The sequence below is a fragment of the Streptomyces achromogenes genome (assembly GCF_030816715.1).
Taxonomy (GTDB): Bacteria; Actinomycetota; Actinomycetes; order Streptomycetales; family Streptomycetaceae; genus Streptomyces; species Streptomyces achromogenes_A.
The window spans coordinates 1,187,747-1,213,191 of sequence record NZ_JAUSYH010000001.1; the positions used below are offsets into that span (position 1 = coordinate 1,187,747).

Annotated in this window: 23 protein-coding genes and 1 pseudogene; 11 read left to right on the plus strand and 13 right to left on the minus strand. The window is 73.8% G+C overall.

The annotated features are described in order from the left end of the window. Window positions 1-41: 41 nt before the first annotated feature. From QF032_RS05305 to lnt, 4 genes are all read right to left on the minus strand, one after another. On the minus strand, window positions 42-1,976 hold the full coding sequence (locus tag QF032_RS05305; RefSeq protein WP_307055126.1) for a helix-turn-helix domain-containing protein: 1,935 nt from the start codon (window positions 1,974-1,976) through the stop codon (window positions 42-44). A 141-nt stretch (window positions 1,977-2,117) separates the two neighbouring features. After that, window positions 2,118-2,921, minus strand: a complete 804-nt coding sequence (locus QF032_RS05310) for a 3-hydroxybutyrate dehydrogenase (protein WP_307055127.1) — start codon at window positions 2,919-2,921, stop codon at window positions 2,118-2,120. Window positions 2,922-2,975: 54 nt separating this feature from the next. Continuing rightward, window positions 2,976-3,455: an NUDIX hydrolase gene (locus QF032_RS05315; RefSeq protein ID WP_307040503.1), complete on the minus strand. Its 480-nt coding sequence runs from the start codon at window positions 3,453-3,455 to the stop codon at window positions 2,976-2,978. 26 nt (window positions 3,456-3,481) lie between these two features. Further along, window positions 3,482-5,095, minus strand: a complete 1,614-nt coding sequence (gene lnt, locus QF032_RS05320; protein WP_307055129.1) for an apolipoprotein N-acyltransferase — start codon at window positions 5,093-5,095, stop codon at window positions 3,482-3,484. Between the two features lie 254 nt (window positions 5,096-5,349). Here lnt and QF032_RS05325 point away from each other — a divergent pair. Continuing rightward, window positions 5,350-5,634 (plus strand): annotated as a pseudogene (locus tag QF032_RS05325) (O-antigen ligase family protein); the annotation flags it as partial. A 35-nt stretch (window positions 5,635-5,669) separates the two neighbouring features. On the opposite strand, the gene QF032_RS05330 reads toward QF032_RS05325, so the two are convergent. Together QF032_RS05330 and QF032_RS05335 are read right to left on the minus strand one after the other, a co-directional pair. Beyond that, complete coding sequence (locus QF032_RS05330) at window positions 5,670-6,245, minus strand: hypothetical protein (RefSeq protein ID WP_307040507.1); 576 nt, start codon at window positions 6,243-6,245, stop codon at window positions 5,670-5,672. A 120-nt stretch (window positions 6,246-6,365) separates the two neighbouring features. Next, entirely contained in the window at window positions 6,366-7,151 is a 786-nt protein-coding gene (locus QF032_RS05335) for a glutamate racemase (RefSeq protein WP_307040509.1), read from the minus strand. Between the two features lie 39 nt (window positions 7,152-7,190). Between QF032_RS05335 and QF032_RS05340 the strand changes: the two genes are divergently transcribed. Then, window positions 7,191-8,384 carry a glycosyltransferase gene (locus QF032_RS05340; protein WP_307060162.1) on the plus strand — a complete coding sequence of 398 codons (1,194 nt, stop codon included), beginning with the start codon at window positions 7,191-7,193 and terminating at the stop codon, window positions 8,382-8,384. Window positions 8,385-8,408: 24 nt separating this feature from the next. Here QF032_RS05340 and QF032_RS05345 read toward each other — a convergent pair whose 3' ends face one another. Further along, window positions 8,409-9,749, minus strand: a complete 1,341-nt coding sequence (locus tag QF032_RS05345; protein WP_307055131.1) for a TerD family protein — start codon at window positions 9,747-9,749, stop codon at window positions 8,409-8,411. A gap of 294 nt (window positions 9,750-10,043) precedes the next feature. On the opposite strand from QF032_RS05345, the gene QF032_RS05350 reads away from it, so the two are divergent. The 4 genes from QF032_RS05350 to QF032_RS05365 all read left to right on the plus strand — a co-directional run bounded on the left by QF032_RS05350 (window position 10,044) and on the right by QF032_RS05365 (window position 14,709). After that, entirely contained in the window at window positions 10,044-10,472 is a 429-nt protein-coding gene (locus QF032_RS05350) for a DUF6643 family protein (RefSeq protein ID WP_306954715.1), read from the plus strand. Between the two features lie 41 nt (window positions 10,473-10,513). Then, window positions 10,514-11,338 (plus strand): MOSC domain-containing protein, encoded by an 825-nt coding sequence (locus QF032_RS05355; protein ID WP_307040511.1) that lies wholly within the window; start codon window positions 10,514-10,516, stop codon window positions 11,336-11,338. A 210-nt stretch (window positions 11,339-11,548) separates the two neighbouring features. Further along, window positions 11,549-12,154, plus strand: coding sequence for an Rv1733c family protein (locus tag QF032_RS05360; protein ID WP_307055132.1), 606 nt, complete (start codon window positions 11,549-11,551; stop codon window positions 12,152-12,154). A 107-nt stretch (window positions 12,155-12,261) separates the two neighbouring features. Beyond that, window positions 12,262-14,709 (plus strand): right-handed parallel beta-helix repeat-containing protein, encoded by a 2,448-nt coding sequence (locus QF032_RS05365; RefSeq protein ID WP_307040515.1) that lies wholly within the window; start codon window positions 12,262-12,264, stop codon window positions 14,707-14,709. A 4-nt stretch (window positions 14,710-14,713) separates the two neighbouring features. Here the strand turns inward: QF032_RS05365 and QF032_RS05370 are convergent, their stop codons facing one another. After that, window positions 14,714-17,032 carry a hypothetical protein gene (locus QF032_RS05370; protein WP_307055133.1) on the minus strand — a complete coding sequence of 773 codons (2,319 nt, stop codon included), beginning with the start codon at window positions 17,030-17,032 and terminating at the stop codon, window positions 14,714-14,716. A gap of 279 nt (window positions 17,033-17,311) precedes the next feature. On the opposite strand from QF032_RS05370, the gene QF032_RS05375 reads away from it, so the two are divergent. Then, window positions 17,312-18,142 carry a DeoR/GlpR family DNA-binding transcription regulator gene (locus QF032_RS05375; RefSeq protein WP_306954707.1) on the plus strand — a complete coding sequence of 277 codons (831 nt, stop codon included), beginning with the start codon at window positions 17,312-17,314 and terminating at the stop codon, window positions 18,140-18,142. Window positions 18,143-18,197: 55 nt separating this feature from the next. Continuing rightward, window positions 18,198-18,668, plus strand: coding sequence for an SRPBCC family protein (locus tag QF032_RS05380; RefSeq protein ID WP_307040519.1), 471 nt, complete (start codon window positions 18,198-18,200; stop codon window positions 18,666-18,668). 27 nt (window positions 18,669-18,695) lie between these two features. Here the strand turns inward: QF032_RS05380 and QF032_RS05385 are convergent, their stop codons facing one another. Then, window positions 18,696-19,820 carry a PLP-dependent cysteine synthase family protein gene (locus QF032_RS05385; RefSeq protein WP_307040522.1) on the minus strand — a complete coding sequence of 375 codons (1,125 nt, stop codon included), beginning with the start codon at window positions 19,818-19,820 and terminating at the stop codon, window positions 18,696-18,698. 305 nt (window positions 19,821-20,125) lie between these two features. Between QF032_RS05385 and QF032_RS05390 the strand changes: the two genes are divergently transcribed. Beyond that, window positions 20,126-20,449 carry a hypothetical protein gene (locus tag QF032_RS05390; protein ID WP_306954702.1) on the plus strand — a complete coding sequence of 108 codons (324 nt, stop codon included), beginning with the start codon at window positions 20,126-20,128 and terminating at the stop codon, window positions 20,447-20,449. Between the two features lie 243 nt (window positions 20,450-20,692). Beyond that, window positions 20,693-21,196: an ATP-binding protein gene (locus QF032_RS05395; RefSeq protein ID WP_373430295.1), complete on the plus strand. Its 504-nt coding sequence runs from the start codon at window positions 20,693-20,695 to the stop codon at window positions 21,194-21,196. A gap of 234 nt (window positions 21,197-21,430) precedes the next feature. Here QF032_RS05395 and QF032_RS05400 read toward each other — a convergent pair whose 3' ends face one another. Next, window positions 21,431-21,724, minus strand: coding sequence for an SHOCT domain-containing protein (locus QF032_RS05400; protein WP_307040526.1), 294 nt, complete (start codon window positions 21,722-21,724; stop codon window positions 21,431-21,433). Window positions 21,725-22,030: 306 nt separating this feature from the next. On the opposite strand from QF032_RS05400, the gene QF032_RS05405 reads away from it, so the two are divergent. Beyond that, window positions 22,031-22,213, plus strand: coding sequence for a DUF1272 domain-containing protein (locus QF032_RS05405; RefSeq protein ID WP_307040528.1), 183 nt, complete (start codon window positions 22,031-22,033; stop codon window positions 22,211-22,213). Between the two features lie 194 nt (window positions 22,214-22,407). Here the strand turns inward: QF032_RS05405 and QF032_RS05410 are convergent, their stop codons facing one another. The 3 genes from QF032_RS05410 to QF032_RS05420 all read right to left on the minus strand — a co-directional run bounded on the left by QF032_RS05410 (window position 22,408) and on the right by QF032_RS05420 (window position 25,399). Beyond that, window positions 22,408-23,292, minus strand: a complete 885-nt coding sequence (locus QF032_RS05410; protein ID WP_307055135.1) for an NAD(P)-dependent oxidoreductase — start codon at window positions 23,290-23,292, stop codon at window positions 22,408-22,410. Window positions 23,293-23,464: 172 nt separating this feature from the next. Beyond that, window positions 23,465-24,709 (minus strand): ROK family protein, encoded by a 1,245-nt coding sequence (locus QF032_RS05415; RefSeq protein WP_307040532.1) that lies wholly within the window; start codon window positions 24,707-24,709, stop codon window positions 23,465-23,467. Window positions 24,710-24,736: 27 nt separating this feature from the next. After that, a complete protein-coding gene (locus QF032_RS05420) occupies window positions 24,737-25,399 on the minus strand; it encodes an alpha-ketoglutarate-dependent dioxygenase AlkB family protein (protein ID WP_307049926.1) in 663 nt (220 codons plus the stop codon). Window positions 25,400-25,445 lie beyond the last annotated feature (46 nt).

Here is a 25,445-nt window from a genome sequence, read left to right on the forward strand (position 1 = left end):
CGTGTGCCGCTCGGCGCACGGCGATCAGCGCCGTGCCGCGGTCAGCGGAGCCCCGCATCAGCGGTCGGCGCCGCCAACCGATGCAGGCGCAACGCGAGTTGGATCTCCAGGGCGCGGGCGGGACTCTGCCAGTCCTCGCCCAGGAGGCGCCCCACGCGTTCCAGGCGCTGGGCCACCGTGTTGACGTGCACGTGCAGTTCGTTTTTCGTGCGGGCCGGGCTCATGCCCGCGGCGAAGTAGGCGTCGAGGGTGCGCAGCAGGTCGGTTCCGCGCCGTTCGTCGTAGGCGACGACCCGGCCGATGGTCCGGTCCACGAACCCCCTGACGTCCCGGTCGCCGGCCAGGAGCAGCCCGAGGAAGCCGAAGTCCTCGGCCGCGGCTCCGTCGCCGGAGCGGCCGAGCAGCCCGAGGGCGTCAAGACAGCGCCGGCCCTCCTCGTAGGCGGCGACCACCGCGTGCGGTCCGGCGGTGAGGTCGCGTACCGGGGCGGACGCGCCGACGGTGACCGCCTCGTGGACGGCGGCGCCCAGATGCCGCGCGGTGCGGCGAGCCAGCTCCGTCGCGGTGTCGCCGGACTCCAGCGGAAGCAGCAGCACGGTCCCGCCGTCGCGGGCGGCGGCCAGGCCCTGCCGGGTCGCGGCGAGGTGGAAGGCGGCGGACCACAGCCGACGGCGGGCGGTGGCCTCCTGGTCGGCGTCGGGTGCGGCGGCGAGGCGGGCCGCGAGGACGACGTGGGTCGCGTCGAGGTCGGCGTGCAGCCGCTCCGCCCGCTCGCGCAGCAGGCGTGGATCGCGGTCGCGGGCCTCGAGCAGGTCGTCGAGGAGTTCGCCGCGCACGCGCTGTTCCGCCTCGGCGGCCGAGCGTCTGGCCAGGAGCAGCAGGGACGTCACCATCGCGGCCCGCTCCAGCGTGCGCTGGTCGACCGGGTCGAGGCCGGGGTGGCCACGCAGTACGAGCGCTCCGAAGAGTTCCTCGCCGGCCGCGACCGCCGCGATCCAGTCGTCCCGGTGCCGTACGGCGTGGCCTTCCGCGCGGGACGCCTCCAGCGCTCCGGACTCCGCCGTCTCCGAGAACTCCACGGTCTTGTCGAGCACTTGGGACACCGCGGCGGCCACGTCGTGGACACCCCCGCCGCGCAGCACCAGTTCGGCCAGCCGGTCGTGGACGTCGGAGGCCCGCTCGATGACGGCGCTGCGGTCCCGGATGATCTCGTTGGCGTGTTCCAGACCGGCCAGCGCGGACCGGGTCTCGGTGAGCAGGTTGGCGGTGTCGATGGCGGCGGCGGCGAGCGCGGCGAAGGAGCCGAGCAGGGCGATCTGCTCCCGTTCGAAGACCCGGGCGCGCCGGTCGGCCGCGAACAGGACGCCGATGACGTTGGGGCCCAGCGTCAGCGGGACGCCGAGGATCGCCACCAGGCCCTCGTCGCGCACGCCCGTGTCGATGGCGGTCGTGTGCCGGAAGCGCTCGTCCTGGAAGTAGTCGTCGGTCACGTACGGTCGGGCCGTCTGGGCGACCAGGCCGCCGAGCCCCTCGCCCATGCCGAGGCGCAGCTGCTGGAAGCGGGCGGCGACGGATCCCTCGGTGACCCGCATGTAGGTGTCGCCCCGGGCCGGGTCGTTCAGGCTGAGGTAGGCGACGTCGGTGCCGAGCAGTGAGCGGGCCCGTTGCACGATCGCGCGCAGAACCGCGTCCACGTCGCGCAGGCCGGCGAGGTCGTGTGCGGTCTCGAAGAGTGCCGACAACTCGGCCTCCCTGCGCCGCCGGCCCTCCAGTTCCGCGCGCACCCGCAGCGCGACCCCCTTGGCGTGCTCGAGCGCCGCGATCCGCTCGCCGGAACCTCCTTCGGCGCGCGCCAGCAGCACGGGCCGGTCGTACGCTTCGGCGGCCGCTCCCCGGGCGAGCAGCTCGAGGAACGGCGCGTCGGCGTCGTGGGCGGTGGTGGGGGCCGCGGCGCCCTCCACGTGGTCGCGGGACATGCTCACAGGATTCCTCATCGCCGGGCCGCCCCGTCAGCCCTGTGGACAACTCCACCGAGGGTCCGCCCGAGGCCTTCCCGGCGCGTTCCCGGGGGCCTTTCCGCGGCGCGACCGGGGCCTTCTTCGGAGCGCGCGGCGTGTTCAGTGGGCGGTCCAGCCCCCGTCGAGGACCAGCGACGTGCCCGTCACGAAGGAGGCCTGCGGGCCGCACAGATAGGCGACCGCTTCGGCGACCTCCGCCGGCTCGATGAGCCGTTTGACGGCGCTGTCGCGCAGCAGCACCTCGGCCAGCACCCGTTCCTCGGGGACTCCGTGCGTCCGGGCCTGGTCTGCGAGCTGCCGTTCGACGAGAGGCGTGCGCACATAGCCGGGGTTGACGCAGTTGGAGGTCACACCGTGGGGTGCGCCTTCGAGGGCGGCGGTCTTGGACAGGCCTTCGAGTCCGTGCTTGGCGGCGACGTAGGCCGCCTTGTAGGGAGAGGCGCGCAGCCCGTGCACGGAGGACACGTTGACGATGCGGCCCCAGCCCTGCCGGTACATGTGGGGCAGCGCGCCGCGGACGAGGCGGAAGGGCGCCTCCAGCATCACGGTGAGCACGGTGTGGAAGACGTCCGGCGGGAACTCCTGGAGGGGAGCCACCCATTGGAGTCCCGCGTTGTTGACCAGGACGTCGGTCCCGGCGGCGGCGAGTTCGGCGGCGTCCAGATCGGTGAGGTCCAGTACGCGGGGTTCGAGCGGGCCGGGCAGACCGGCCGCGCTCGCGGCGAGCCTCTCCAGACCGCTCGCGTCGCGGTCGACGGCCCGGACTGCGGCCCCGGCTGCCGCGAGCCGCAGTGCGCAGGCCCGTCCGATGCCGCCGGCGGCGCCGGTGACGAGGGCGGTACGGCCACCGAGGTCGAGCGAGGGCGCGGCGGGGCCGGCAGGGACGGCCTGGGGCGAAGTCATGCCTCGACCCTAGGCAGAGCCCCGCGCCGCACCCATGTGGTCAGCACCCATACTTCATTCCGCTGTCGTGGTCTCGAACCATGTGGGTTCGTCGGAGAGCGCCTGCTTGATGCGGAACAGCTGCCGGTCGCGCAGCGGCGGCAGGGCGTCCAGCGCGAACCAGCCCACGTCGACCGACTCGTCGTCGTTGACCCGCGCGGACCCGCCCACGGCCCGGCAGCGGAAGGTGATGTCCATGAACTGGCAGGTGTCGCCGTTGGGGTACTGCACCTGCTTCCCGGCGCGCACCAGGACGACGCGCTCGGGCACGCACGTCACCCCGGCCTCCTCCTGGACCTCACGCACGGCGCAGTCCGCGGGCTGCTCCCCGGGGTCAGGGATGCCGCTGATCACGGTCCACTGCCGGTTGTCCGCGCGCTGCCCCAGGAGCACCCGGCCCTCGTCGTCGAAGACGACGGCGCTGACGCCGGGGAGCCAGAGAAGGCTGTGTCCGGCGGAGGCCCGGATCTCGGTGATGAACTCGGGAGTAGGCATGGTCCGACCCTATCCGGGCGTCCCGGTCAGCCCGCCGCGTTCCGCCGGCTCCGCACTCCGGCCCCGATCGCCCATCCGAGGCCGCCCGCCGCGACGAGCACCAGAGCCGTCTCGGGGAGGATGCCGAGCTTCGTCGCCGGAGTCTGCGAGGAGCGCAGGGGCACCTTCTGCACCAGGGAGTCCGCCACGAACATGCCGGTCTTCTGGGTGATCCTCCCGTCCGGCATGATGATCGCGCTGACACCGCTGGTCACGGGCACCGTGACGGTCCGGCTGTGCTCGACCGCGCGGACCCGGGACATGGCGAGCTGCTGATAGGTCATCTCACTGCGGTCGAAGGTGGCGTTGTTGCTGGGCACGGAGATCAGCTGTGCGCCGTCGGTGACCTCGGAGCGCACGGCCCAGTCGAACGCGGCCTCGTAGCACGTGACGAGGCCGACCTTGGCGTCGTCCATGTCGAACACGCCCGGCTTCGTGCCGCGGCTGAAGTCCTTGCGGACCATCGACGTCCAGTCGCTGTTGATCGCCCCGATGAGCGACCGCAGCGGAAGGTACTCGCCGAACGGCTGGACCTGTCGCTTGTCGTACGTCTGGGTGGGGCCCTTCTCCGGGTCCCAGAGGATCTGCTCGTTGTAGAGCTTGCCGTCCCGCTCGACGACGCCGCCGACCGAGATGGGCGCGCCGATCGCCTTGGCGGCCCGGTCGATGACGGCGGCCGCGTCGGCGTTGGCGAAGGGGTCGACGTCGGAGGAGTTCTCGGGCCACAGCACGAAGTCGGGCCGGGCGACCTTGCCCGCCTTGACCTCTGCGGCCAGACGCTCCGTCTCGCGCGCGTGGTAGTCGAGCACGGCCCGGCGCTGGGAGTTGAAGTCCAGACCGAGGCGCGGCACGTTGCCCTGGATGACGGCGACGGTGGCGGTGCCGTCCTGCGCCTCGTCGCTGACCAGGGTGCGGGCGGCCAGCGCGCCGACGACCGGGACGGCCACACTGAGCAGGGCCACCGCGGCGGCCGACCGGCGCACCTCGCCCGAGCGCCGCCGCTCGAGCACGAGGCGCACGATCTCGTACAGGCCGAAGCCGCACAGGACGACGCCGAAGCTGAGCACGGGTGTGCCGCCGACGGCGGCGAGGGGCAGGAAGACGCCGTCCGCCTGGCCGAAGGCGATCTTGCCCCACGGGAAGCCGCGGAAGGGCACACGCGCGCGTGCCGCCTCGCCGGCGATCCAGAGCGCGGCCGCCCACACCGGCCAGGCCGGCAGCCTGGACACGGCGGCGACGCCCACGCCGACCAGCGCGACGAAGTTCGCCTCGATGGCCACCAGGGCGAGCCAGGGGCCGGGCCCGACCTCGACGCCGGTCCACACCAGGAGCGGCAGCAGGAAACCCAGCCCGAAGAGGTAACCGAGACCGAAGGCGGCCTTGCGGCTGCGTCCCCGCAGCACCCAGCCGAAGACGGCGAAGGCCGGCAGCGCCAGCCACCACACGGTGCGCGGCGGGAAGCTGACGTAGAGCAGCACTCCGGAGAGCGCCGCGGTGACGGCCGGGACGAGGCGGCGCAGAAGCCGCGCGCCGCGCGAGGCCGGCGCGGCCGAGGGCTCCAGCCGGTCCGGCCGGTCTACGGAAGTTGCGGTGACGGTCACTCCGGGAGTGTACGGCGAGTCACCATTTGGCCGACAACTCGATCCTCGGGCGCCGAGGACCTGGCCGGCCGGGGGCCCCGCGCCCGGCGCACAACCCGGCGCAACTCATCCACAAACCGCGCATCAGCGGTTACGGTGTGCCAGTTCTTCGGCCATAGGCGGCCGAGGTCCGTCACGGTTCAGGTCCGTCACGGTTCAGGTCCGCGGTCGGGGGGGCGACCGGGTTCGGGGGGCGGGGTGGGTTCCACCGGGATGTCGTCCGCGGACTGCTGCTGTCGGCGGTCTTCTGCTGGGTGCTGTTCGCGCTGTGGCGGCCGCGGCGTCCGACACCGGTCGTCCTCACCGTGGGGGCCACGCTGACGGCGGTCGCCGCGATCGCCGCGATCGGCAACGCGCTGAGTTTCACGACGGTGTCGGTGGGCGCGGGGCTGCTGGCCGGCCTGGCCACGGCCCGACCGCTCGCCGTGGAGCCCGCGGTGCCCGGCGCTCCGTCGACGTGCGAGCGGGACCTGCGCCACGGCGACCGCCCGGCGGTCTGACGCGCCGAGGCAGCGAGGCGGCGAGGAGCGGACCGTCAGCGAGCCGGGCCCGCGGCTCCGGTGCGCAGCCGCTCCCGGATGACGCGGACCGCCGACTCGGCGTCGTCCACGGTGATCGTGAACGTGTGGCCGTCCCACAGCCGCAGCACCACGCCCTCGCCCTTGCGGACGACGACCGCGGTGCCCTTCTCCGGCCGCCAGCGATAGCCCCACCCGCCCCAGTGGCGAGGGGTGACGTGCGGTTCGAAGTCGGCGCCGGCGACGTGCGCCAGCGGGATACGGCGGCGCGGCAGCCCGATGTGGCCGCAGCGCACCTCGAGGGACTCCTTGTCGAGCTTGAGGTCGACGTGGACGAAGGCGAGAGTGCCGAAGAGCACCAGCAGCCCGGCGGCGATGCAGCCGACGACGGACATCACGAGCGGGGCGACGCCGGACGTCCAGGCCGATTCGACGGCGAGCTCGACGCCGAGCGCCAGGCAGGCGGCCCCGACCAGGGCGAGCAGCCACTGGAAGCGGTTGGTGGCGCGACCCGTCCAGACGTCGGCATGCGGGACGTCGGGAAGCGGGACGTCGGGAAGCGGGATGCTCTCGTCTTGGGGGTGGTCCCTCATATCCATGAGGTTACTCAGGTTTCGCTGCGCCGGTAGTCCGTAGCGCAGGGTGACTGCTCCGCCCGGGGGGCCCTTCGGTGCGACGGTCCCGGGCGGGTCACGGGGCCGGGCGCGGGACGGTCACGGAGCGGGGCTGACCGCCTGGAGCAGGCGGCCTTCCGCGTAGGCCAGCGCCGGCGGCGGCAGAGCGCCCGGGCGACCGCTGAGCAGAACCGTCACCGCGCCGAGCGCCGCACTCTCCGGCTCGGGGCGGGCGCCGATCCTGCGCAGCGCCTGCGCGACCACCGCGCCGGCCGAGCCGTGCAGGACGAGCGGCGGCCGGCCGGGGCGCTGCACGGCGGCCCGGATGCGGTCGGCGACGAGCTCGTAGTGGGTGCAGCCGAGGACGACGGTCGTGACGTCCGCGGGGGTGAGCGCCGCGGCTGCGGCGACCGCCGCGTCGATCGCCGTCTCGTCGGCGTGCTCCACGGCCTCGGCCAGCCCCCAGCAGGGCACCTCGGCGACCGTGACGCCGCCGGCGAAGTCCTCGATCAGGCCCCGCTGGTAGGGGCTTCCCGTGGTGGCGGGCGTGGCCCAGATCGCGACGGGGCCGCCGCCGGCCGCGGCCGGTTTGATCGCCGGAACGGTGCCGATGACCGGGATGCCGGGCTCGAGGGTGGCCCGCAGCGTGGGCAGGGCGTGCACGGTCGCCGTGTTGCAGCCGACGATCAGGGCCTCGGGCCGGTGTGCCGCGGCGGCCTCGGCGACGGCCAGCGCACGCGCGGTGAGGTCCTGCGGGGTGCGCGGCCCCCAGGGCATGCCGTCGGGGTCGAGGGAGAGCACGAGATCGGCGTCCGGTCGCAGGCGCCGTACCGCGGCGGTGGCCGCCAGCAGGCCGATTCCGGAGTCCATGAGCGCGATCTTCACCCGGCCACCATAGACGATGTGCGCCTGTCGCCCCTTCGGGTGGGGAAGACTGCGCACGTGAGCGCCATCGTGTGGATCGCCGCCCTGTCCCTTGCCTCCTGGCTGTGGCTGCTGCTCTGTCAGGGGTTCTTCTGGCGCACGGACATCAGGCTGCCGGACCGGACGCCGCCGCGGGAGTGGCCGTCGGTCTGTGTCGTCGTCCCCGCGCGCGACGAGGCGGCGGTGCTGCCCGCGAGCCTGCCCTCGCTGCTCGCCCAGGACTATCCGGGACCGGCCGAGGTCTTCCTCGTCGACGACGGCAGCCGGGACGGCACGGGAGACGTGGCGCGCGCCCTCGCCCGACGTCACGGCGGGCTCCCGCTGACCGTGGACTCACCCGGCGAACCGCCGGCGGGCTGGACCGGCAAGCTGTGGGCGGTGCGGCACGGGATCGGTCTGGCACGCGCGCGTGAGCCCGAGTACCTCCTTCTTACGGACGCCGACATCGCGCACGCGCCCGACAGTCTGCGGGAGCTGGTGGCGGCGGCCCGCACCGGCGGCTTCGACGCCGTCTCGCAGATGGCGCGGCTGCGGGTGGAGAGTCCGTGGGAGCGGCTGGTGGTGCCGGCGTTCGTCTACTTCTTCGCCCAGCTGTACCCGTTCCGCCGGATCGGCCGGCGTGGTGCGCGCACGGCGGCCGCGGCGGGCGGCTGCGTCCTGCTGCGCGCGGAGACGGCCGAGCGGGTGCGGATCCCGGACGCCATCCGGCAGGCCGTCATCGACGACGTGGCGCTCGCGCGGGCCGTGAAGGGCACGGGCGGACACATCTGGCTGGGGCTGGCCGACCGGGTGGACAGCGTGCGGCCGTACCCGAGGCTGCACGATCTGTGGCGGATGGTGTCGCGCAGTGCCTACGCGCAACTGCGTCACAGCCCGGCCCTGCTGCTCGGCACGGTGCTCGGCCTGGCGCTGGTGTACCTGGTCCCGCCGCTCGCCCTCCTCTTCGGGCTCACGGCCGGCAGCGCGCCGACGGCGGTGTGCGGCGCGCTGGCCTGGCTGGTCATGGCGGGGACGTACGTCCCGATGCTGCGCCACTACCGGCAGCCGCTGTGGCTCGCTCCCCTGCTCCCGTTCACCGCGTTCCTCTACCTCCTGATGACGGTCGACTCCGCGGTGCAGCACTACCGGGGGCGCGGCGCGGCCTGGAAGGGCCGCACCTACACGCGTCCGGACGCCGTCGCCGACGAGGGCTGAGCCGGCTCGGGCCCCGGCCCGTCTCTACTTGCGGCCCGGCGTCCAGTTCATGCCCCACCCGTAGGCGTAGTCCACGGTCCGCTGCGGGCTCACGCCGCGTTCGGGCACCAGATAGCGGGCCTCGCGCTGGACGACGAGGTCGCCGCCCTGGTTGGTGATGAGCGCCAGCGCGCAGACGGTCGACGGGACCGTGCACTCGTCCAGGGAGAAGTCGACCGGTGCGCCGAACTGGGGTTGCAGCGTGACGGTGGCGTGCAGGTCGGCGAACGAGCGGGCGCCCTCGTAGATGGTCACGAAGACCAGGATGCGCCGGAAGTCGTTCTTGCGGTCGAGGTTGACCGTGAGGTTCTCACCGCTCGACACGGCGCCCGTGCGGTCGTCGCCGTCGAGGTGGATGTACGGCGGCTGGTGCAGCGAGCCGAAGGCGTTGCCGAGGGCCTGGACCACGCCCTTGCGGCCGTCGGCGAGTTCGAACAGGGCGCACAGGTCGAGGTCGAGGTCGTTGTGCATCGCGACCGCCCGCCCGCGCTTGCTGCCCCACCCGGAGAACTGCTTGCGCACCTCCCAGTTGAGGTTGACGCGCAGGGAGCCCGACGTGCCGCCCTGTTTGGTCAGGGACACCGAAGGGGCGGCCTTGGTGAGCGTCACCTTGGTGAGCCTGACCGGCGCGCCCGGCACCGCGGGCGGGGCGGGCGGGGGCGGCGGGACCTGGTGGACGGGCGGGGGCACGGTGACCGGGAAGGCAGGCATGGTCGGCTGCTGGGGCGGCGTCGGGGTCACGGGGGCCGGGGCCGGCGGAACGGGGGCGGGTGCCGGCGGAACGGGGGCCGCCGTGTGCTGCGGCTCGTCCACGGTGATGCCGAAGTCGGTGGCCAGGCCCCCCAGACCGCTGCCGTAACCCTGTCCGACGGCGCGGAACTTCCAGGCGCCCTGACGGCGGTAGAACTCGCCCAGCACGAAAGCGGTTTCGACCGTGGCGCCGGCGCTGTCGAACCGCGCCACCACCGCGCCCTGCGCCGCGTCCCGCACCTCGATGTAGAGGTCCGGGATCTGACCGAAGGAGCCGCCGTCCGACGAAGCGGCCAGGACGACGGTCTCGATCGAGGGCTCCACGCGCGCGAGGTCGACGAGGACGCTGTCGGTCACCCGGCCCCCGGCGTCGCGTTTGCCCTCGTGGCGTACGGCGCCGGAGGAGTGCGCCGGCTGGTTGTAGAAGACGAAGTCGGCGTCGGAACGGACCTTTCCGCCCAGCAGCAGCAGCGCCGAGGCGTCCGCGTCGGGAACGCCCGGTCCGGAGCGCCATCCCAGCTCGACGCGCAGCGCCGTGGTCGGCACCGGGACATTGGAACCCTTCGACATTGACATGTACGCCCCCCATCGCGTGTCGGTGCACCGGGCCGTAGGCCCCTGCGCCCCTCGGGTTGTCTACCGGCCAACCTATTCCGAGGGGCGGCGGACGCCCATCGGGAGCGCAGGATCAGCCGTGGCCGACTCCCGGGTAACCCACTCAGAACTCGGCTTTTACACGATCTGCGCGTCGTTCGCCGTCCTTTTTTCCCAAGTTCGCTCGCATTGGGGATCCGAGGCTCCTACCGACACGGAAATCAACCCTCTTATCGGTCTCCCCAACCAGCACATCGTGGGCTTACCTTATGTGCCATGACCTCCCCCCGCTCCACCTACGGAGGCGGCTACTACTCCGCCTTCCCGGACACTCCGATCTACGACTCGCTCGTGGCCGAGCGGGGCACCCCGCAGATCGCCCCGATCCGGGTCCCCGCCGCGTACGACATGGGCGGCGGCAACCTGCCCGCGTTGCCGTCGGCGCTGCCCGCCCTTCCGGCGGGTCCGCAGCAGTCCTACGGCTACCCGCAGGCGCAGCAGCCCGCGCCGCTGCAGCAGGCTCCGGCGGCCTACATCCCGCCGCAGGCCGTCGCGCCGCGCGGCTACCCCGGCCCCCAGGCGCAGCAGCAGCCGCGCCCCGCGGGTCCCGGCATGAACTACGAGGCGATGCGCCCGGCCGCGCCCCGGCCCGCCGCGCCCCAGTACCAGGATCCGTACAACCAGCAGCAGTACCGCGGTTACTGAGCCGACCCGGGGTCACCGGCGCCACCTGGCAAAATGACCCCATGCCTCTCGCGGAACTGCTGTCGATACACGTCCATCCGGTCAAGGCGTTGCGGGGCCAGGCGCCCCGTGAGGCCGTCGTGGAGCCCTGGGGGCTGGCCGGGGACCGACGCTGGGCGCTGATCGACGACGGGGGAAAGGTCGTCACCCAACGCCAGCAGCCGCGCCTCGCACTGGCCGCCGCCGAGCTCCTGCCCGGCGGCGGCGTGCGTCTGTCCGCGCCCGGCAGGCGGCCGCTGACGGTCGCCGTGCCCGATCCCGCGGCCGCGGTGTCCCTGGAGATCTTCCGCGACAAGGTGCAGGGGGTTCTCGCCGACGCCGACGCGCACGCCTGGTGCAGTGCCTACCTCGGCGCGGACGTCCGCCTGGTCCACATGGACGATCCCGCCACCCGCAGGCCCGTCGACCCGGCGTACGCGCTGCCCGGCGAGACCGTGGCGTTCGCCGACGGATATCCGCTGCTGGTCACCACGACCGCGTCCCTGGACGCCCTCAACTCGCTCGTCGCGAACGGCGAGCACCCCGCCGAGGGTCCGCTGCCGATGAACCGTTTCCGGCCGAACCTGGTCGTGTCGGGCACCGAGGCGTGGTCCGAGGACGGCTGGTCGCGTCTGGTGGTCGGCGAGGTGGAGTTCCGGGTCGCCAAACCCTGCGGACGGTGCGTCGTCACCACCACCGACCAGGACACCGCGGCACGGGGCAAGGAACCGCTGCACACCCTCGGACGGCATCGGCGTATCGGCGGCGCGCTGGTCTTCGGCCAGAACCTGGTGCCCCTGTCCCGCGGCACGGTCAGGGTCGGCGACCCGGTGCGCGTCACCGGCTGAGACCCGTCCCCGTCTCCGCCCCGGTCCGCCCGGTTCGCCCGGTCACGGGCGGGACCTCGGCGGGAACCCCCGCCCGGCTCCAGGGCGTTGGAAGGGCGTGAGAGGTTCACCAGGGCCCTCGGCCCTGGTGATTTCGCTCTCTCTTTCACGGGACGCGCGTGCGAACGGCTCCGACGGGGGTTGTCTCGGAGCGGGAAGGGGGTGCGGTCGATGCGAGCGATCGGCGGAATCTGGAGTTGGCGACACAACCCGCTGCGCCGCGGGACGGATCTGGTCGAGGCGTGGGTGGCGCTGTCGGCCCTGGTCCTGATCCTCCTCGTCGCGCCCGTGGTGGGCTCCGTGGTCGGTGCCCTGGCCCAGAGCGCTCTGCAGCAGTCGGTCCGTGCGCAGCACGCGTCGCGCCACGAGGTCACGGCCACCGTGGTGCGCAGGGCGACCGGTTCGCCGCTGGACGTGGATCCGGAGACGACCACCGGCCGGGAGACCCGGACCCGGGTCGTGGCCGACTGGACCGCGCCGGACGGCATCACGCGGCACGGCACGGTCCTGGCGGGTCTCAGGACCCCGCACCCCGGCGACCGTTTCGCGATATGGACGGACGGACACGGCCGACTCGTGGCCCGTCCCCTGGACTCCGCCACCGCCACGACGCACGCCGTGCTCGCCGGCTTCGGCGCGGCCCTGTTCACCGCGGGCGCCGTGGAGGGCGCCCGGCGGCTGGTCGTCTGGCGCATGGTCCGCCGCCGGCACGCCCGTTGGGACCAGGCCTGGGAGCGTGCGGGCCCGGACTGGGGGCGCACCGGCGCCGGCAGCTGACGGCCTTTCGTCTCTGGTCAACCCACTGCCCGCGCGCACGCTACGGTGGTCCGGCCGAGGCTTTCGGCATCAACCCGCGTACCACGAGGTGGGGGCACAGCAACGCCATGGCACAGGGCACGGTCCAGGTGACGCACACCGGCACATCGCGGTGGCGGCGCCGCACGGGTGAGTACGCATCGCTCGCCGCAGCCCTGGAGGCCGCGGCGGAGGGCGACGTCCTCACCATCGCTCCCGGCACCTACCGGGAGAACCTGGTCGTGGACCGGTCGGTGACCCTGCGCGGTCCCGAAGGCTCGCCCGGCTCCGTGCGCCTGGCTCCCCTGGACGGAGTGCCGCTGACCGTTCGCGCCTCCGCCGTGGTGCAGGACCTGCACGTGGAGGGTCAGGACGCGGCCGCGCCGGCGGTGCTCGTCGAGGAGGGCACCCCGGAGCTGCTGGACCTGCGGATCGTCACCCGGTCCGCGGCGGGCGTCGAGGTGCGCGGCAGCGCCCGCCCCACGGTGCGGCGGTGCACCGTGGACAACCCGGCGGGCATCGGCATCGCCGTGGTCGACGGCGGCGGCGGCGTCTTCGAGGAGTGCGAGATCCTCGCGGCCGGCCAGGCCGGCGTCGCGGTGCGCGGCGGCGCGCGCCCCCGGTTCGAGCGCTGCCGGGTGCACCACACCGCGGGGGCGGGCCTGAGCGCGACCGGCGACCACACCGCGCTCGAGGCGGTGGGCTGCGAGGTGTACGAGGTCAGGGGCAGCGGCGTCCAGGTCAGCGCGCGGGCCACGGCCCACCTCACCGACTGCGACGTGCACCGCACCACCGCCGACGGCGTGACCCTCGACACCGACGCCGTGCTCACCCTGGCCGACTGCCGTATCCACGACATCCCGGAGAACGCGGTCGACCTGCGTTCCCGTTCCGTCCTGACGCTGACCCGCACGACGGTGCGTCAGTTCGGGCGCAACGGGCTGTCGGTGTGGGACCCGGGCACGCGTGTGGACGCCAACCAGTGCGAGATCTTCGACAGCACCGGCGACTACCCGGCCGTCTGGGTCAGCGACGGCGCGACCGCCGTGCTGGACTCCTGCCGGGTGCACGACGTGCCGGACGCCCTGTTCGTCCTCGACCGCGGCTCCCGTGCGGACGTCGTCGACAGCGATCTCTCCCAGGTGCGCAACACCGCGGTGTCGGTGAGCGACGGCGCGACGGCCCAGCTCGACGACTGCCGGATCCGGGACGCGGCGACCGGCGCCTGGTTCCGCGACCACGGCAGCGGCGGCACCCTCGACAACTGCACCATCGACGGCACGCAGACCGGCGTGATCGTCACCAAGGGCGCCGACCCGACCGTCGAGCGCTGCACGGTCGACTCCCCCGCCGAGGCCGGGTTCTACGTGTCGGCCGGCGGCCGCGGAAGCTTCCTGAACTGCCGGGTGACCAACAGCGGGGGCTACGGCTTCCACGTGATAGACGGCAGCCGTACGACACTGCGCAAGTGCCGGACCGAGCGCTGTGCGCGCGGCGGCTACGAGTTCGCCGACGCCGGGGCGGAATCCGCGTCCGGCTCCGCGCCGGTGGTCGAGGACTGCAGCAGCGACGAGAGTGCGGGCGTGCGCACGCCCGGGGCCCCGGCGGCCCTGGAGACGGTCGTGCAGACGACCGTCCATTCCCCGGGTCTGCTCGGCGTGCTGCCCGAACAGCGTGTCGCCGTGCCGGAACCGCAGCCGGCCGCCGCGCAGCCGCAGGCGTCGGTGCGGACCTCGCAGGACGTGCTCGGCGAGTTGGACACCCTGGTCGGCCTGGACAGCGTCAAACGCGAGGTACGGGCCCTGATCGACATGATCGAGGTGGGCCGGCGCCGTCAGCAGGCGGGGCTCAAGGCGGCGTCCGTCAAGCGCCATCTGGTCTTCACCGGTTCCCCCGGCACCGGCAAGACGACGGTCGCGCGCCTGTACGGCGAGATCCTCGCCGCGCTCGACGTGCTGGAGAAGGGCCATCTCGTCGAGGTGTCCCGGGTGGACCTGGTCGGCGAGCACATCGGTTCGACGGCGATCCGCACCCAGGAGGCGTTCCAGCGGGCGCACGGCGGCGTGCTGTTCATCGACGAGGCGTACGCGCTGTCGCCGGAGGACGCCGGCCGCGACTTCGGCAAGGAGGCCATCGACACCCTGGTGAAGCTGATGGAGGATCACCGCGACTCCGTCGTGGTGATCGTCGCGGGCTACACGGTGGAGATGGAGCGGTTCCTGTCGGTCAACCCCGGCGTGGCGTCCCGTTTCTCACGGACCATCACCTTCGGTGACTACGGCCCCGACGAGCTGCTGCGGATCGTGCGGCAGCAGGCCGAGGAGCACGAGTACCGGCTCGGTCCGGGCGCCGCGGACGCACTGCTGAAGTACTTCACGGAACTCCCGAAGGGCCCCGCTTTCGGCAACGGCCGCACCGCCCGCCAGACGTTCGAGGCGATGGTGGAGCGGCACGCGAGCCGGGTCGCGCAGGTGACGGAGCCCAGCACGGACGACCTCACCCTGCTGTACGCGGAGGACCTGCCGGACCTGCCCTGACGGTTCACGACCGCTGCACCGGCACCTCCCCGGCGGGCGTCTCGGGCCGCAGCCGCCCCAGCAGCAGTTCGCGCTCCTCGGCGAACGCCGGGTCGGCCTGGTAGTCGGAGTGCCCGAGAACGGGCGTGGGCAGCGGATGGTCCTCGCTGCGGCCGAAGGCCAGGGGGTCGGCGAGCGGCTCGCGGTCCACCCGGGGGCCGCAGCCGTCGCCGGACAGCCGTACGGGGCCGCCGATGGGATCGGTCGGCCGGTACAGGTTGCGCCAGCAGTCGATGTCCTCGTGCAGGGCGGCCAGCGCGGCAGGTCCGAAGTGGGCGGGGAACCAGCGGCCGTAGAGGCGCTCGATCGGGGAGCCGTAGGTGAGCAGGGCGACTCGGGCGCGGTCGGAGGGTTTCAGCTGCCAGGCCGCCGCGGCCGCGAGGACGCTGCCCTGGGAGTGGCCGGAGATGACCAGCCGTCCGCCCGTGGCACGCGTCCAGGTGGCCATGCGCCAGGTCAGGTCGGGCACCGCGCGCTCCGCGTAGCAGGGCGGGGCGAAGGGGTGCGCGGCGCGCGGCCAGAACGTGCCGACGTCCCAGAGGATGCCGATCGTGCGCCGCGCGGAGACGTCCTTGTAGGCGCGCCGGCCCCAGGTCACGAACAGGATGAAGCCGAGCCCTATCAGCCAGGAACCCAGCGCCTGGGCGGTCTGGGCGGCGCCCTGCACGAAGGGCTGAGCCGTCTGCGCCGCCCGGGCCGGGGTCCGTCCGGTGGCGAAGGCGCCGACGAGCGCTCCCGCGCCGAGGAGCAGGGTCGCGGTGGCGACGACGGCGACGAGGAGCGGACCGCGGTCGGTGAGCGCGGCCATCGCGCGGGCCCGGGCGATGAGCCGGGTGCGCGCCGCGTCGCCGGAGCGCACCCCGTACGTCCGGACGACCTCTTTCTCCTCGGCCCGGATCAGCAGGAGGGTGCGCCGGGCGAGCAGCGCGCACAGCGCCAGCACCACCAGGAGCAGCACCGGGATGACGGCCGCCTGCCAGGTGAGCAGCACCGGCGGGCCGTCGAGAGAGGAGCCGGTGCCGTCGAGCCAGTCCGACACCCGCTGCGACACCCCGCCGGACATGACGCCGCCCAGCGCGCAGGCCAGCATCGCGACGGCGGGACCGCCGAGGCCGTGCAGTGCGCAGCGCTCGGGCGGCGCGCCGGGGTCGCGCCTTCGCGGGCAGTGGTGCAGGGTGCGGGCGACGACCGCGAGGGCGATCACCAGGGCGCCCTGGGCGAGGGCCAGCGCGCCGAAGGCCGCGTCGCCCGGGAGCCGGCCCTCGGAGCTCCAGCCCGGGCGGTCCCATCCGGCGTACACGAGCGTGAGGGCGAGCAGCACGAGGGCGGCGAGCGGCAGCCCGCGTACGAGGTGGGCGTCGACGCGCCGGTCGAGGCGGCGCTCGCTGCGGCCCCGGCGGCACACCACCCAGACCGTGGCCAGCGCGCCCGCGGCCAGGGACGCCTCCAGGGCGCGGCCCAGCAGGTCGAGGAGGGCGGGGCCGCCGGGCCTGCGGTCCTCGCGCACGGCCGCCGTGCCCACCGCCGCGGCGACCGTGAGCAGGCCGGCCGCGGTGTGCGCGGCGCGGAGCCGGGCGACGAGGCGGCGTCCGTACCAGAAGCCGGGCCGGCCGAGCGCGGTGTGCGCGGGGCCGGTCTCGGGCTCGGGCGCGCGGTCGAGGGGTTCCTGGGACTCGTACGCCCGCCAGGTGCGGTGGGACAGGTACCACAGGAGCGCGGTGAGCGCGGTCGGCAGCAGGGCGGCGAGGGCGACGCGGCGGCCCGGCAGACTCCACCAGCCGCCGTCCGAGACGGCCGGCGACAGGAAGCCCAGCCAGGTGTGGCGTTCGGCGCAGGCGGTCGTGCCCGCGCACTGCCAGGCCGTCAGGTCGAGGGCGACCTCGCAGGCCGCGGCCACCAGCAGCACCGTCAGGCTCAGTGCCGCGAGCCGCACCAGCAGGCCGTACACCCGCACCGCGCGGGTGCGCTCCCGTGCGGCGGGGCGCATCCAGTGGGCGAGGTTGACGACCATGAACGGCAACAGCAGCAGCCACAGGGCACGGGTGCCGTTGCCGGACGTGAGGTTGGACCACACGTACGCCTCGGGGACCGGGACGCCGCGACCGCGGTCGTCGCCCGGGCCGGTGTCGGCGGCGACGTCGTCGGTGCGCCGGTAGACGGCCGCCGTCCCGTCGCCGGTGATCCGCACGGTGCGAGGATCGTTCAGCATCTTCTCGGGCGTGGCACCGCCGACGCCGTGTACCAGCAGTTCCAGGGCGACTCCGCCCGCAGAGGCAGGTTTCACGATGCGCACTTCCCCCATGACACGCCTTCGAATGTGTCCGTGCGGGCATAAGGATCGCCACTTCGGACGCGTGATACACCTCCGGTCACGGAATCTCCCCGTGGTGCGCGACGGACGCGCACCCCACCTGCGTGGCATGCCCGCGTCGGGGCGGTGGTACAGCGGTGACCCGGCCGTGCGAGGATGGGACGCCCGCACACCGGCGTCGGGGCGAAACGTCCTCGTCGGACCAGGTGAACGGGCCTGTCGGACGGCTTGAGGGAAAGGACCGGAGCGTACGTGAGTGAGAATCAGAACCTCCTCGCGGAGCAGCGCCGCTCCCTGATCCTGGACGAGGTGCGACGCCGTGGCGGCGTCCGTGTCAACGAGCTGACCCGCAAGCTCGGCGTGTCGGACATGACGGTCCGGCGTGATCTGGACGCGCTGGCCCGGCAGGGCGTACTGGAGAAGGTGCACGGCGGCGCGGTGCCGGTCGTGGAGGCGAGCACCCACGAGCCGGGCTTCGAGGCGAAGTCGGGTCTGGAGCTGACCGCCAAGGAGGACATCGCCAAGGCCGCGGCGGAATTGGTCGCCCCCGGCAGCGCGATCGCGTTGTCCGGCGGTACGACCACGTATGCGCTGGCCCATCACCTGGTGGACGTGCCGGACCTGACCGTGGTGACGAACTCCGTGCGCGTCGCGGACGTCTTCCACGTGGCGCAGCGCACCGCGGGCCCCCGGCAGGGCGCGGCCACCGTCGTGCTGACCGGCGGGGTGCGCACACCGTCGGACTCGCTGGTGGGGCCGGTCGCCGACCAGGCCATCGCGGCACTCCACTTCGACGTGCTGTTCCTCGGCGTGCACGGCATATCGTCCGAGGCCGGGCTGTCGACGCCGAATCTCGCGGAGGCCGAGACCAACCGGCGGCTGGTGCAGTCGGCGCGCCGGGTCGTGGTGGTCGCCGACCACACCAAGTGGGGTGTGGTGGGCCTGAGTTCGTTCGCCGCGCTGGAGCAGGTCGACACGCTGGTGACGGATGCCGGACTGCCGGAGGCGGCGCGCGCGGAGATCTCCGAGCACCTGCGCCGGCTGACGGTCGCGGGCGAGCCCGACGAGGGTGCAGACATCTGAGCGGGCGGCGGCTAGGGTGGCGCACCCGTTTCCCCGCCATGCGGAGGTCGCGCGTATGCCTCGCCGGTTGCGTCCCGAAGGGCTCGACTTCGTCCGGACCGCTCCCGTGCGGCTGGTCTTCGCGACGGAGATGTCCGCTCCCCCTGAGCGGGTGTTCCGTGCGCTCGCCGAGGACGTGCCCGGGTGGGCGCGGTGGTTTCCGGCCGTGACGTCCGCGCAGCCGCTGGACGGTGGTGCGGCGCGCGAGGTGCGCCTGCGGGGCGGCACGCGTTTTCGTGAGACGGTCCTCGCGGCGGAGGAGCCGCAGGTGTACGCCTACCGCGTCGACGTCACCAACGCTCCGGGCATGGGGGCGCTGGTCGAGGAATGGCGGCTGGCGCCGGCCGGGGCGGGGACGCGCGTGCAGTGGACGTTCGCCGCTGACGGGAGCGGAGTGTTCCGGGTGGTGCTGCGGCTGGCCCGGCCAGGCCTCGGGCAGTCCTTCCGCAAGGCCGTGACGCGGCTGGACCGCGGGCTCTCCGGCTGAGCGCCGCGAGGTGGGCGGCCCTGCGGTTCAGCCCTGCCACACGCCGGTGGCCAGCAGCGTCTCGATCGCCGCGGTGTAGGGCGCGATGTCCAGACCCTGCTCGGCGAGCCAGTCGTCGGAGTAGTACTTGTCCAGATAGCGGTCTCCCGGGTCGCACAGCAGGGTGACCACGCTGCCCTGGCGGCCGTCGGCCACCATCTCGGCGACGATCTTGAGCGCGCTCCACAGCCCGGTGCCCGTCGAGCCGCCCGCCTTGCGGCCGATGGCCCGTTCCAGGGCGCGCACCCCGGCGACGCTGGCGGCGTCGGGGACCTTCATCATGCGGTCGACGGCGCCGGGGACGAAGCTGGGTTCCATGCGGGGCCGGCCGATGCCCTCGATGCGTGAACCGCAGTCGCAGGTGACGTCCGGATCGCCGGTGGTCCAGCCCTCGAAGAAGCACGAGTTCTCCGGGTCGGCGACGCAGATGCGGGTGTCGCGCTGGGTGTAGTGGACGAAGCGCGCGAGGGTCGCGGAGGTGCCGCCGGTGCCGGCCGTGGCGACGATCCAAGCGGGCTCCGGGAACCGTTCCAGCTCCAGTTGCCGGAAGATGGACTCGGCGATGTTGTTGTTCCCGCGCCAGTCCGTGGCCCGCTCCGCGTAGGTGAACTGGTCCATGTAGTGGCCTTCGAGCTCCGTCGCGAGACGTGCCGACTCCTCGTACATCCTGCGCGAGTCGCCGACGAAGTGGCACCGGCCGCCGTGGAACTCGATCAGTCGGATCTTCTCGGCGCTCGTCGTACGCGGCATGACGGCGATGAAGGGCACGCCGATCAGCTTGGCGAAGTACGCCTCGGACACGGCCGTCGATCCGCTGGACGCCTCGATCACCGGGCGGTCCGGCCTGATCCAGCCGTTGCACAGTCCGTAGAGGAAGAGCGAGCGGGCGAGCCGGTGTTTGAGGCTGCCGGTGGGGTGGGTCGACTCGTCCTTGAGATACAGGTCGATGCCCCACTTCTCCGGGAGCGGGAAGCGCAGCAGATGAGTGTCGGCCGAGCGGTTGGCGTCCGCCTGGACCTTGCGGACGGCCTCTTTCAGCCAGTCGCGGTAGGCGGCGTCGCTGTGGTCGACGTCGAGGGTGGCGCCGGTCCTGGTGGGCGGGGAAGTGGTCACGGCGGTGCTCCTTCGGGCTTCGCGCCGACGGTGGTCCGCGCGGCCGACACTCCGATCATAAACACCTTCAACACGCTTCTCACCTGCATAAACACACCTTTGAGACCCTCAAAGGCGGCCCTGGGGGCAGGCGCGGACGCCGGGGGGCGCATTCACCCGAATGCTCCGGACGGCCCCTGGTGGACCTGCGGACGCACTGGTGCTCGACGGCGGGCGCGGGCAGACTGCACCGGGTCGGGGCGAGCCCCGGACGGGGGCGCACAGCGGATCACGCGACGAGTTCGAACGCGAGGGGGCGGGAAGGCATGGCGGAGCCGGAGTTCACGGCTACGGGCGTGCGTATCGGGAAGCGGCTGCGTTCGCTCACCCGTGCCGGGCAGGTCCGGATCAGCGACGGCAGGCTGGAGCTGCTGACCAGCTACGGCAGCGAGATCGACAGCGCGCCCGTGCAGGCGGTGCGCGCCTCGAAACCGTGGTTCGTCCCGGAGGACCGGGCGCTGGCCGACCTCAACGGCAACCGGTACCTGCTGACGCTCGGGGAGCACGACCCGGCGCCGGGCGAACCCGGACCGCCGGCGGCGCGCCGCTTCATCGAGGCCGTGCGCAGGGCGGCGGGGCGCGGCGGCTGAGCCGCAGGGGGCGCGAGACCGGCCCGGGTGGCCGAATCACCGCGAGTTGCGCTACCGCATCCGCTGCGTCACTCTGGTCTCACGTCACTCTGGGTTTACCGGCGATAACGCTGCGAACCAGCCCGCCGGCCAAGACAGCAGGCGGCCGCCTCGCGCAGACGCCCTGCTCGATCCGAACTCCGTGTTCTTCCGGACCTCAGTCGGGGAGTCGCAGCCGTGATCAGCAACCCAAGCAGGCACTGCATGGTGGAGCTTCAGGCCCTGCCGTCGCGGATCGGTCAGGTCCGCAGAATCGTATCGGCGCAGCTGCGCTACTGGCACATGGACCCGCTGATAGACCGGGCCGCGCTCGGTGTGACGGAGCTCCTGACCAACGTCCACCTGCACGCCCAGCCCGACAAGACCTGTGTCGTGGAGATGGAGCTGCTGCTCGACCGGCTGACCGTCTCCGTGCGCGACCACGACCCGCGGCTGCCGGTCGTCAAGGCCGCCGAGACCCTCGCCACCTGCGGACGCGGGCTGGCCATGGTGGCCGCGGTCAGCGAGAGCTGGGGCGCCCGGCCGGACGGCGAGTCCGGCAAGGTCGTGTGGTTCACGCTGCCGGCGCCCGTCGCCGCGCGGGAGCTCACGGCGCGTCCGCCGCGCCGCACGCCGCGGGAGCAGGCCGCGCCCCGGTTCACGGAGGTCGTCTCCGTCGAGGATCTGCGGCCCGCGCATGCCCCCGCCCGGTCGGCCGTCGTCGGTTGACCGGGCGGTGACGTCCCCCGCGGAGAGGCGCTCCCGCGCCCGGTGCGCCGGCCCCTGCCGAGGGCCGGCACACCGGGCGCAGGCGTTCTTGGCCGGGCGGCCGTCGCCACGGTGACGCGCCGCCGAGCGCCGGAGAGCCGCGAGGCCGACGGTGCGCCGGCGCCGTGCACGTTCACGTTCACGGGGTCGACGACCCGTGCGGCGTCACGTGTCCGGGCGGAGCGGTCTCCGTGCTCAAGCCGTGCCGCCCTTGCCCACGGGGCCGAACTGCTCGTCCAGGACGGACAGCCGGCGCCAGTACTCGTCCTCGTCGATCTCGCCGGAGGCGAAGCGGCGGCCGAGGACGGCGAGGGGTGAGTCCCCGGTGGGGCGCGGGTCACCCGTCGCGCCCCTGGGACCGGGGCGGCCGCGCCACACGGTGCGGCGCAGCAGCGTGACCGCGCCGATCACCACGGCCGCCCAGATCAGCGGGAGGAACAGGATCCACGGTCCGGGGCCGCCGCCGTGCCAGTCAGCCAGGGTGTTCATCTCTGGTCATCTCCTCAGGGGATCTGCAAGGGGATCTGCGGATCTGCGGATCCGCTCGACGTCTCGAGCGTCCCGCCCGGAGGGGGCCCACGTCGTCGTACGGCCGGCGGCGGTGCGTGTACGTCCCCGGGAGTACGCGTACGTGCCCCGGGTGCTTCCCGAGTGCTCGAGCCGGGCGGTGCGCGCGGCGGACCCGGCAGGCCCGATCCGGTGGATGTGTGGCCGGCCGAGCCGCCGACGGACGCCCGCACCCGCCGCACCATGGAGGGCGACGAACGAACCCCCGAGTGAGGAGCACCTGCCGCGATGGCCCTGGAGATGCGCGACCGCTGCGAACGCTGCACCACCGCCGCCCTGCCGCCCGACGGGCAGGCCCGGATCTGTTCCTACGAGTGCACGTTCTGCGTGCCGTGCGGGGAGGTCATGGGGGACGTCTGCCCGAACTGCGGCGGGGAGCTGGTCCCCCGGCCGCGCCGAGCCGCCGGCTGACGGCTCGGCGCGTCCGACGACTCGCGGGGACGCCTGGTCGCTGTGCTCCAACGCCCCCGGCCGTGCCGGGGATCAACCGCGGTCCAGGCGCTCACGTGGTTGCGGACCCGGTCGGGGTACCGGCCGCCGGTGTGGTGGGTGACGTCGTGCCTCTCGAAGGGCGACGCCCGCCTCGTCCACGACGAGCGCGATTATCAGGGGGCGCCGTCGAAGCTGGCGAAGTAGGCGGCGGCCATGTCCTCGTCGCCGTGGCCCTGCGCGGCGGCCCGCTCCAGCCGCTCGGCGCTCGCGGCCGCCACGTCCAGGCGGACGCCGTTCCCGCGCCCCGCCTCGACGATCAGCCGGGCGTCCTTCGCGGCCGTCGCGACCGCGAACTGGGCCGGTGTGAGCCGTTCGTCGAGGATCAGGGCCGCCTTCGCCTTCAGGTACCCCATGTCGAGCGGGCCGCCCTCGATCAGTTCGAAGAACGTGTTCGGGTCGACGCCCAGGGACTGCGCCAGGGCCAGGACCTCACCGGTCGCGGCGGTGGCCGCGATGACCCAGCTGTTGGCCACGAGCTTGAGCCGGGTGGCGGTGCCCTCGCCGCCGTCCTCGCCGGTCCACACGATCCGTGCGCCCACGGCGTCCAGGACGGGCCTCACCGCGGCCCGGCTCGCGGGCGGGCCCGCCGCCAGGACGGTCAGCTGCCCGGCCTCGGCCGGCTGACGGGTGCCCAGCACGGGGGCGTCGAAGAACGCGAGACCGTGTGCGTGGGCGAAGGCCGCCAGCTCGGCCACGTCCTCGATCCCGGCGGTCGTCGACTGCACCCAGGCCGTCCCGGCGCGCAGGGCCGGAGCCGCCTCGCGCATCACCTCCAGGGTGGTGGGGCCGTCATAGAGCATGGTCAGGACGACGTCCGCGCCCTCGACGGCCTCGGCGGGGGCGGCGGCGACGTGCACGCGGTCCGCGGCGAGCGGCTCGGCCTTGGCACGGGTGCGGTTCCAGACGCGGACGGTGTGGCCGGCTCGGGCGATGCTGCGGGCCATCGCGGCACCCATGATGCCGGTGCCCAGGACGCTGACGCTCAGGTGGTCTGTCATGGCGTCAACCTACGTCGGCGGGTCGGCGACCGGCGCCTTTCCCGGGGCACGGCGGGCAGCCGGGTGCGGCTTCCGTCGACGGACGGGCTGATGGGCCGTCATGAGCGCGTCGGCGCGGCCGCGTCGTGCACCGCGGCACGGAGCCGCCGGCGCAGGGGGCGCGCGCCGCGCCTCACGCTGCGGTGAGCGCCCGCAGCGGGTCGTCCAGGACCGGCTGCCAGGCCAACTCGGCCGCGCCGACCAGGCTGTTGTGGTCGAGGGAGCAGGCGAGGATCGGCACCCCGCCGCTGTGGCCCCAGAGGCTCCGGTCGGTGACGACCGCGCGGAGCCGGTCGGGGTCGGCGGCGAGAAGGGTGCGGTGCAGTCCGCCGAGGATGATGCGGTCGGGGTTGAGGATGTTCACCAGACCCGCCAGGCCCAGCCCCAGCCGGTCGATCAGGGCGTCCACGGCCATGCGGACGACCGGGTCGCCGTACTCCTCGCGGATCAGCTGGTTGGCCTGCTGCAGCAGGGAGCCCTCGGGGCCGGGCTGCCGGCCGGCGGTGTTCAGCAGGGCGAGCGGGTCGGCCTCCACGTCGAGGCAGCCGCGGCTGCCGCAGTAGCAGGCACGTCCCTCGGGGTTGACGGTGAGGTGCCCGACCTCCAGGGCGAGTCCCGAACTGCCCGTGTGCAGACGACCGTCCAGCACGAGCGCGCCGCCGACGCCCCGGTGCCCGGTGGCCACGCACAGCAGGTCACGGGCGCCACGCCCGGCCCCGTGCCGGTGTTCGGCCAGGGCGGCGAGGTTGACGTCGTTCGCCGCGAACGCGGGGCCGGTGACACCGGCGGCGCGGATCCGCTCGGCGAAGACCTCCCGCACGGGCGCGCCCGCGGGCCAGGCCAGATGGAGGGGGTTGAGCGCCAGCCCGTCGGGTTCGGTGATCGCGGAGGGCACGGCGAGGCCGGCGCCCACACAGCGCCGGCCGGTCCGCCGCAGCAGCTCCGCGCCCGCGTCCACGGCGGCCCCGAGCACCTTCGCGGGGTCGGCGTCGACGGCCTCACAGCTGGGCGTGGTGGCGACGATCCGGCCGCCGAGACCGACCAGCGCGGCCCGGAAACCGTCGGCGTGGACCTGTGCGGCCAGAACGACCGGGCCGTCCTGCGCGACTTCGAGCCGGTGGGAGGGGCGGCCCTGCGAACCGGCGGCGGCGCCGGGCCGCGCGTCCACCCGGATCAGGCCCAGTGCGACGAGTTCGGCGGCGACCGCGCCGGCCGTCGCGCGGGTGACGCCGAGCTCGGCCGTGAGCACCGCGCGGGTGGGCGCCCGACCGGTGTGCACGAGCTCCAGCGCGGGCCCGAGCGCACCGCGCCCCCGGTCCAACCGCGCCCTCGAGGTGGTCCCTTCCCCCGCCGGCCGGGGGTCCGCCTTGCCGCTCATGAGGGCGAGTCTCCCATGATCCGTTGCTCAGACGGCGTCGGGGAAGCCGCTCACCCGCAACGTGATGTTCAGCCGTCCCGTCAGGCCCAGCGCGGGCGGAGCCGTGCCCGGCAGCACGCGCGGCACCCCGTGGTACGCGAACCGGGAGGGGCCCCCGAACACGAAGAGGTCACCGCTGCGCAGCTCGACGTCGGTGTAGGGCCGCGTCCGGGTCCGCGGGTTGCCGAAGCGGAAGACGCAGGAGTCGCCGAGGCTGAGGGAGACCACGGGTGCGTCGGACTTCTCGTCGGCGTCCCGGTGCATGCCCATCCGGGCGTCGCCGTCATAGAAGTTGATCAGCGCGATGTCGTATGCGGCGGCCCTGGAGTCCTGCGGTCCGAGCGCGTCGGCCACCGCACGCCGGCCCAGCTCGCCCAGCCAGTCCGGGAACGGCTTGACGGGCGCGCCGTCGCCGTCGGTGGCCGTGCGGGCATAGGCGTACGGGTGCCAGTGCCAGCCCAGGCAGACCTGGCGGGCGGTCATGGTGCCGCCGCCGGGCGTGCGGACCGTGCGCAGCCCGGCCGGCGGACGGGCCCAGTCCCGGCACGACCCGAGCAGCTCGCGCTGGCGGGCCGCGTCCAGCCAGTCGGGCAGGTGCACCGCCCCCGGCGCGACCTCCGCGCGCCCACGGGGGAACAGCTCCGCGTCCATGAACCCATCCTCCCGCATCGCCGTGGTGCCATGTCCGGCGGCGACA

Coding starts and splice junctions, on each gene's coding strand:
- QF032_RS05355 (WP_307040511.1), top strand. CDS start 10,514: ATGCCTCTCGCGGAACTGCTGTCGATACACGTCCATCCGGTCAAGGCG.
- QF032_RS05350 (WP_306954715.1), top strand. CDS start 10,044: ATGACCTCCCCCCGCTCCACCTACGGAGGCGGCTACTACTCCGCCTTC.
- QF032_RS05405 (WP_307040528.1), top strand. CDS start 22,031: ATGGCCCTGGAGATGCGCGACCGCTGCGAACGCTGCACCACCGCCGCC.
- QF032_RS05390 (WP_306954702.1), top strand. CDS start 20,126: ATGGCGGAGCCGGAGTTCACGGCTACGGGCGTGCGTATCGGGAAGCGG.
- QF032_RS05380 (WP_307040519.1), top strand. CDS start 18,198: ATGCCTCGCCGGTTGCGTCCCGAAGGGCTCGACTTCGTCCGGACCGCT.
- QF032_RS05345 (WP_307055131.1), bottom strand. CDS start 9,749: ATGTCAATGTCGAAGGGTTCCAATGTCCCGGTGCCGACCACGGCGCTG.
- QF032_RS05365 (WP_307040515.1), top strand. CDS start 12,262: ATGGCACAGGGCACGGTCCAGGTGACGCACACCGGCACATCGCGGTGG.
- QF032_RS05420 (WP_307049926.1), bottom strand. CDS start 25,399: ATGGACGCGGAGCTGTTCCCCCGTGGGCGCGCGGAGGTCGCGCCGGGG.
- QF032_RS05330 (WP_307040507.1), bottom strand. CDS start 6,245: ATGAGGGACCACCCCCAAGACGAGAGCATCCCGCTTCCCGACGTCCCG.
- QF032_RS05360 (WP_307055132.1), top strand. CDS start 11,549: ATGCGAGCGATCGGCGGAATCTGGAGTTGGCGACACAACCCGCTGCGC.
- QF032_RS05315 (WP_307040503.1), bottom strand. CDS start 3,455: ATGCCTACTCCCGAGTTCATCACCGAGATCCGGGCCTCCGCCGGACAC.
- QF032_RS05305 (WP_307055126.1), bottom strand. CDS start 1,976: ATGTCCCGCGACCACGTGGAGGGCGCCGCGGCCCCCACCACCGCCCAC.
- QF032_RS05400 (WP_307040526.1), bottom strand. CDS start 21,724: ATGAACACCCTGGCTGACTGGCACGGCGGCGGCCCCGGACCGTGGATC.
- QF032_RS05395 (WP_373430295.1), top strand. CDS start 20,693: ATGGTGGAGCTTCAGGCCCTGCCGTCGCGGATCGGTCAGGTCCGCAGA.
- QF032_RS05310 (WP_307055127.1), bottom strand. CDS start 2,921: ATGACTTCGCCCCAGGCCGTCCCTGCCGGCCCCGCCGCGCCCTCGCTC.
- QF032_RS05410 (WP_307055135.1), bottom strand. CDS start 23,292: ATGACAGACCACCTGAGCGTCAGCGTCCTGGGCACCGGCATCATGGGT.
- QF032_RS05415 (WP_307040532.1), bottom strand. CDS start 24,709: ATGAGCGGCAAGGCGGACCCCCGGCCGGCGGGGGAAGGGACCACCTCG.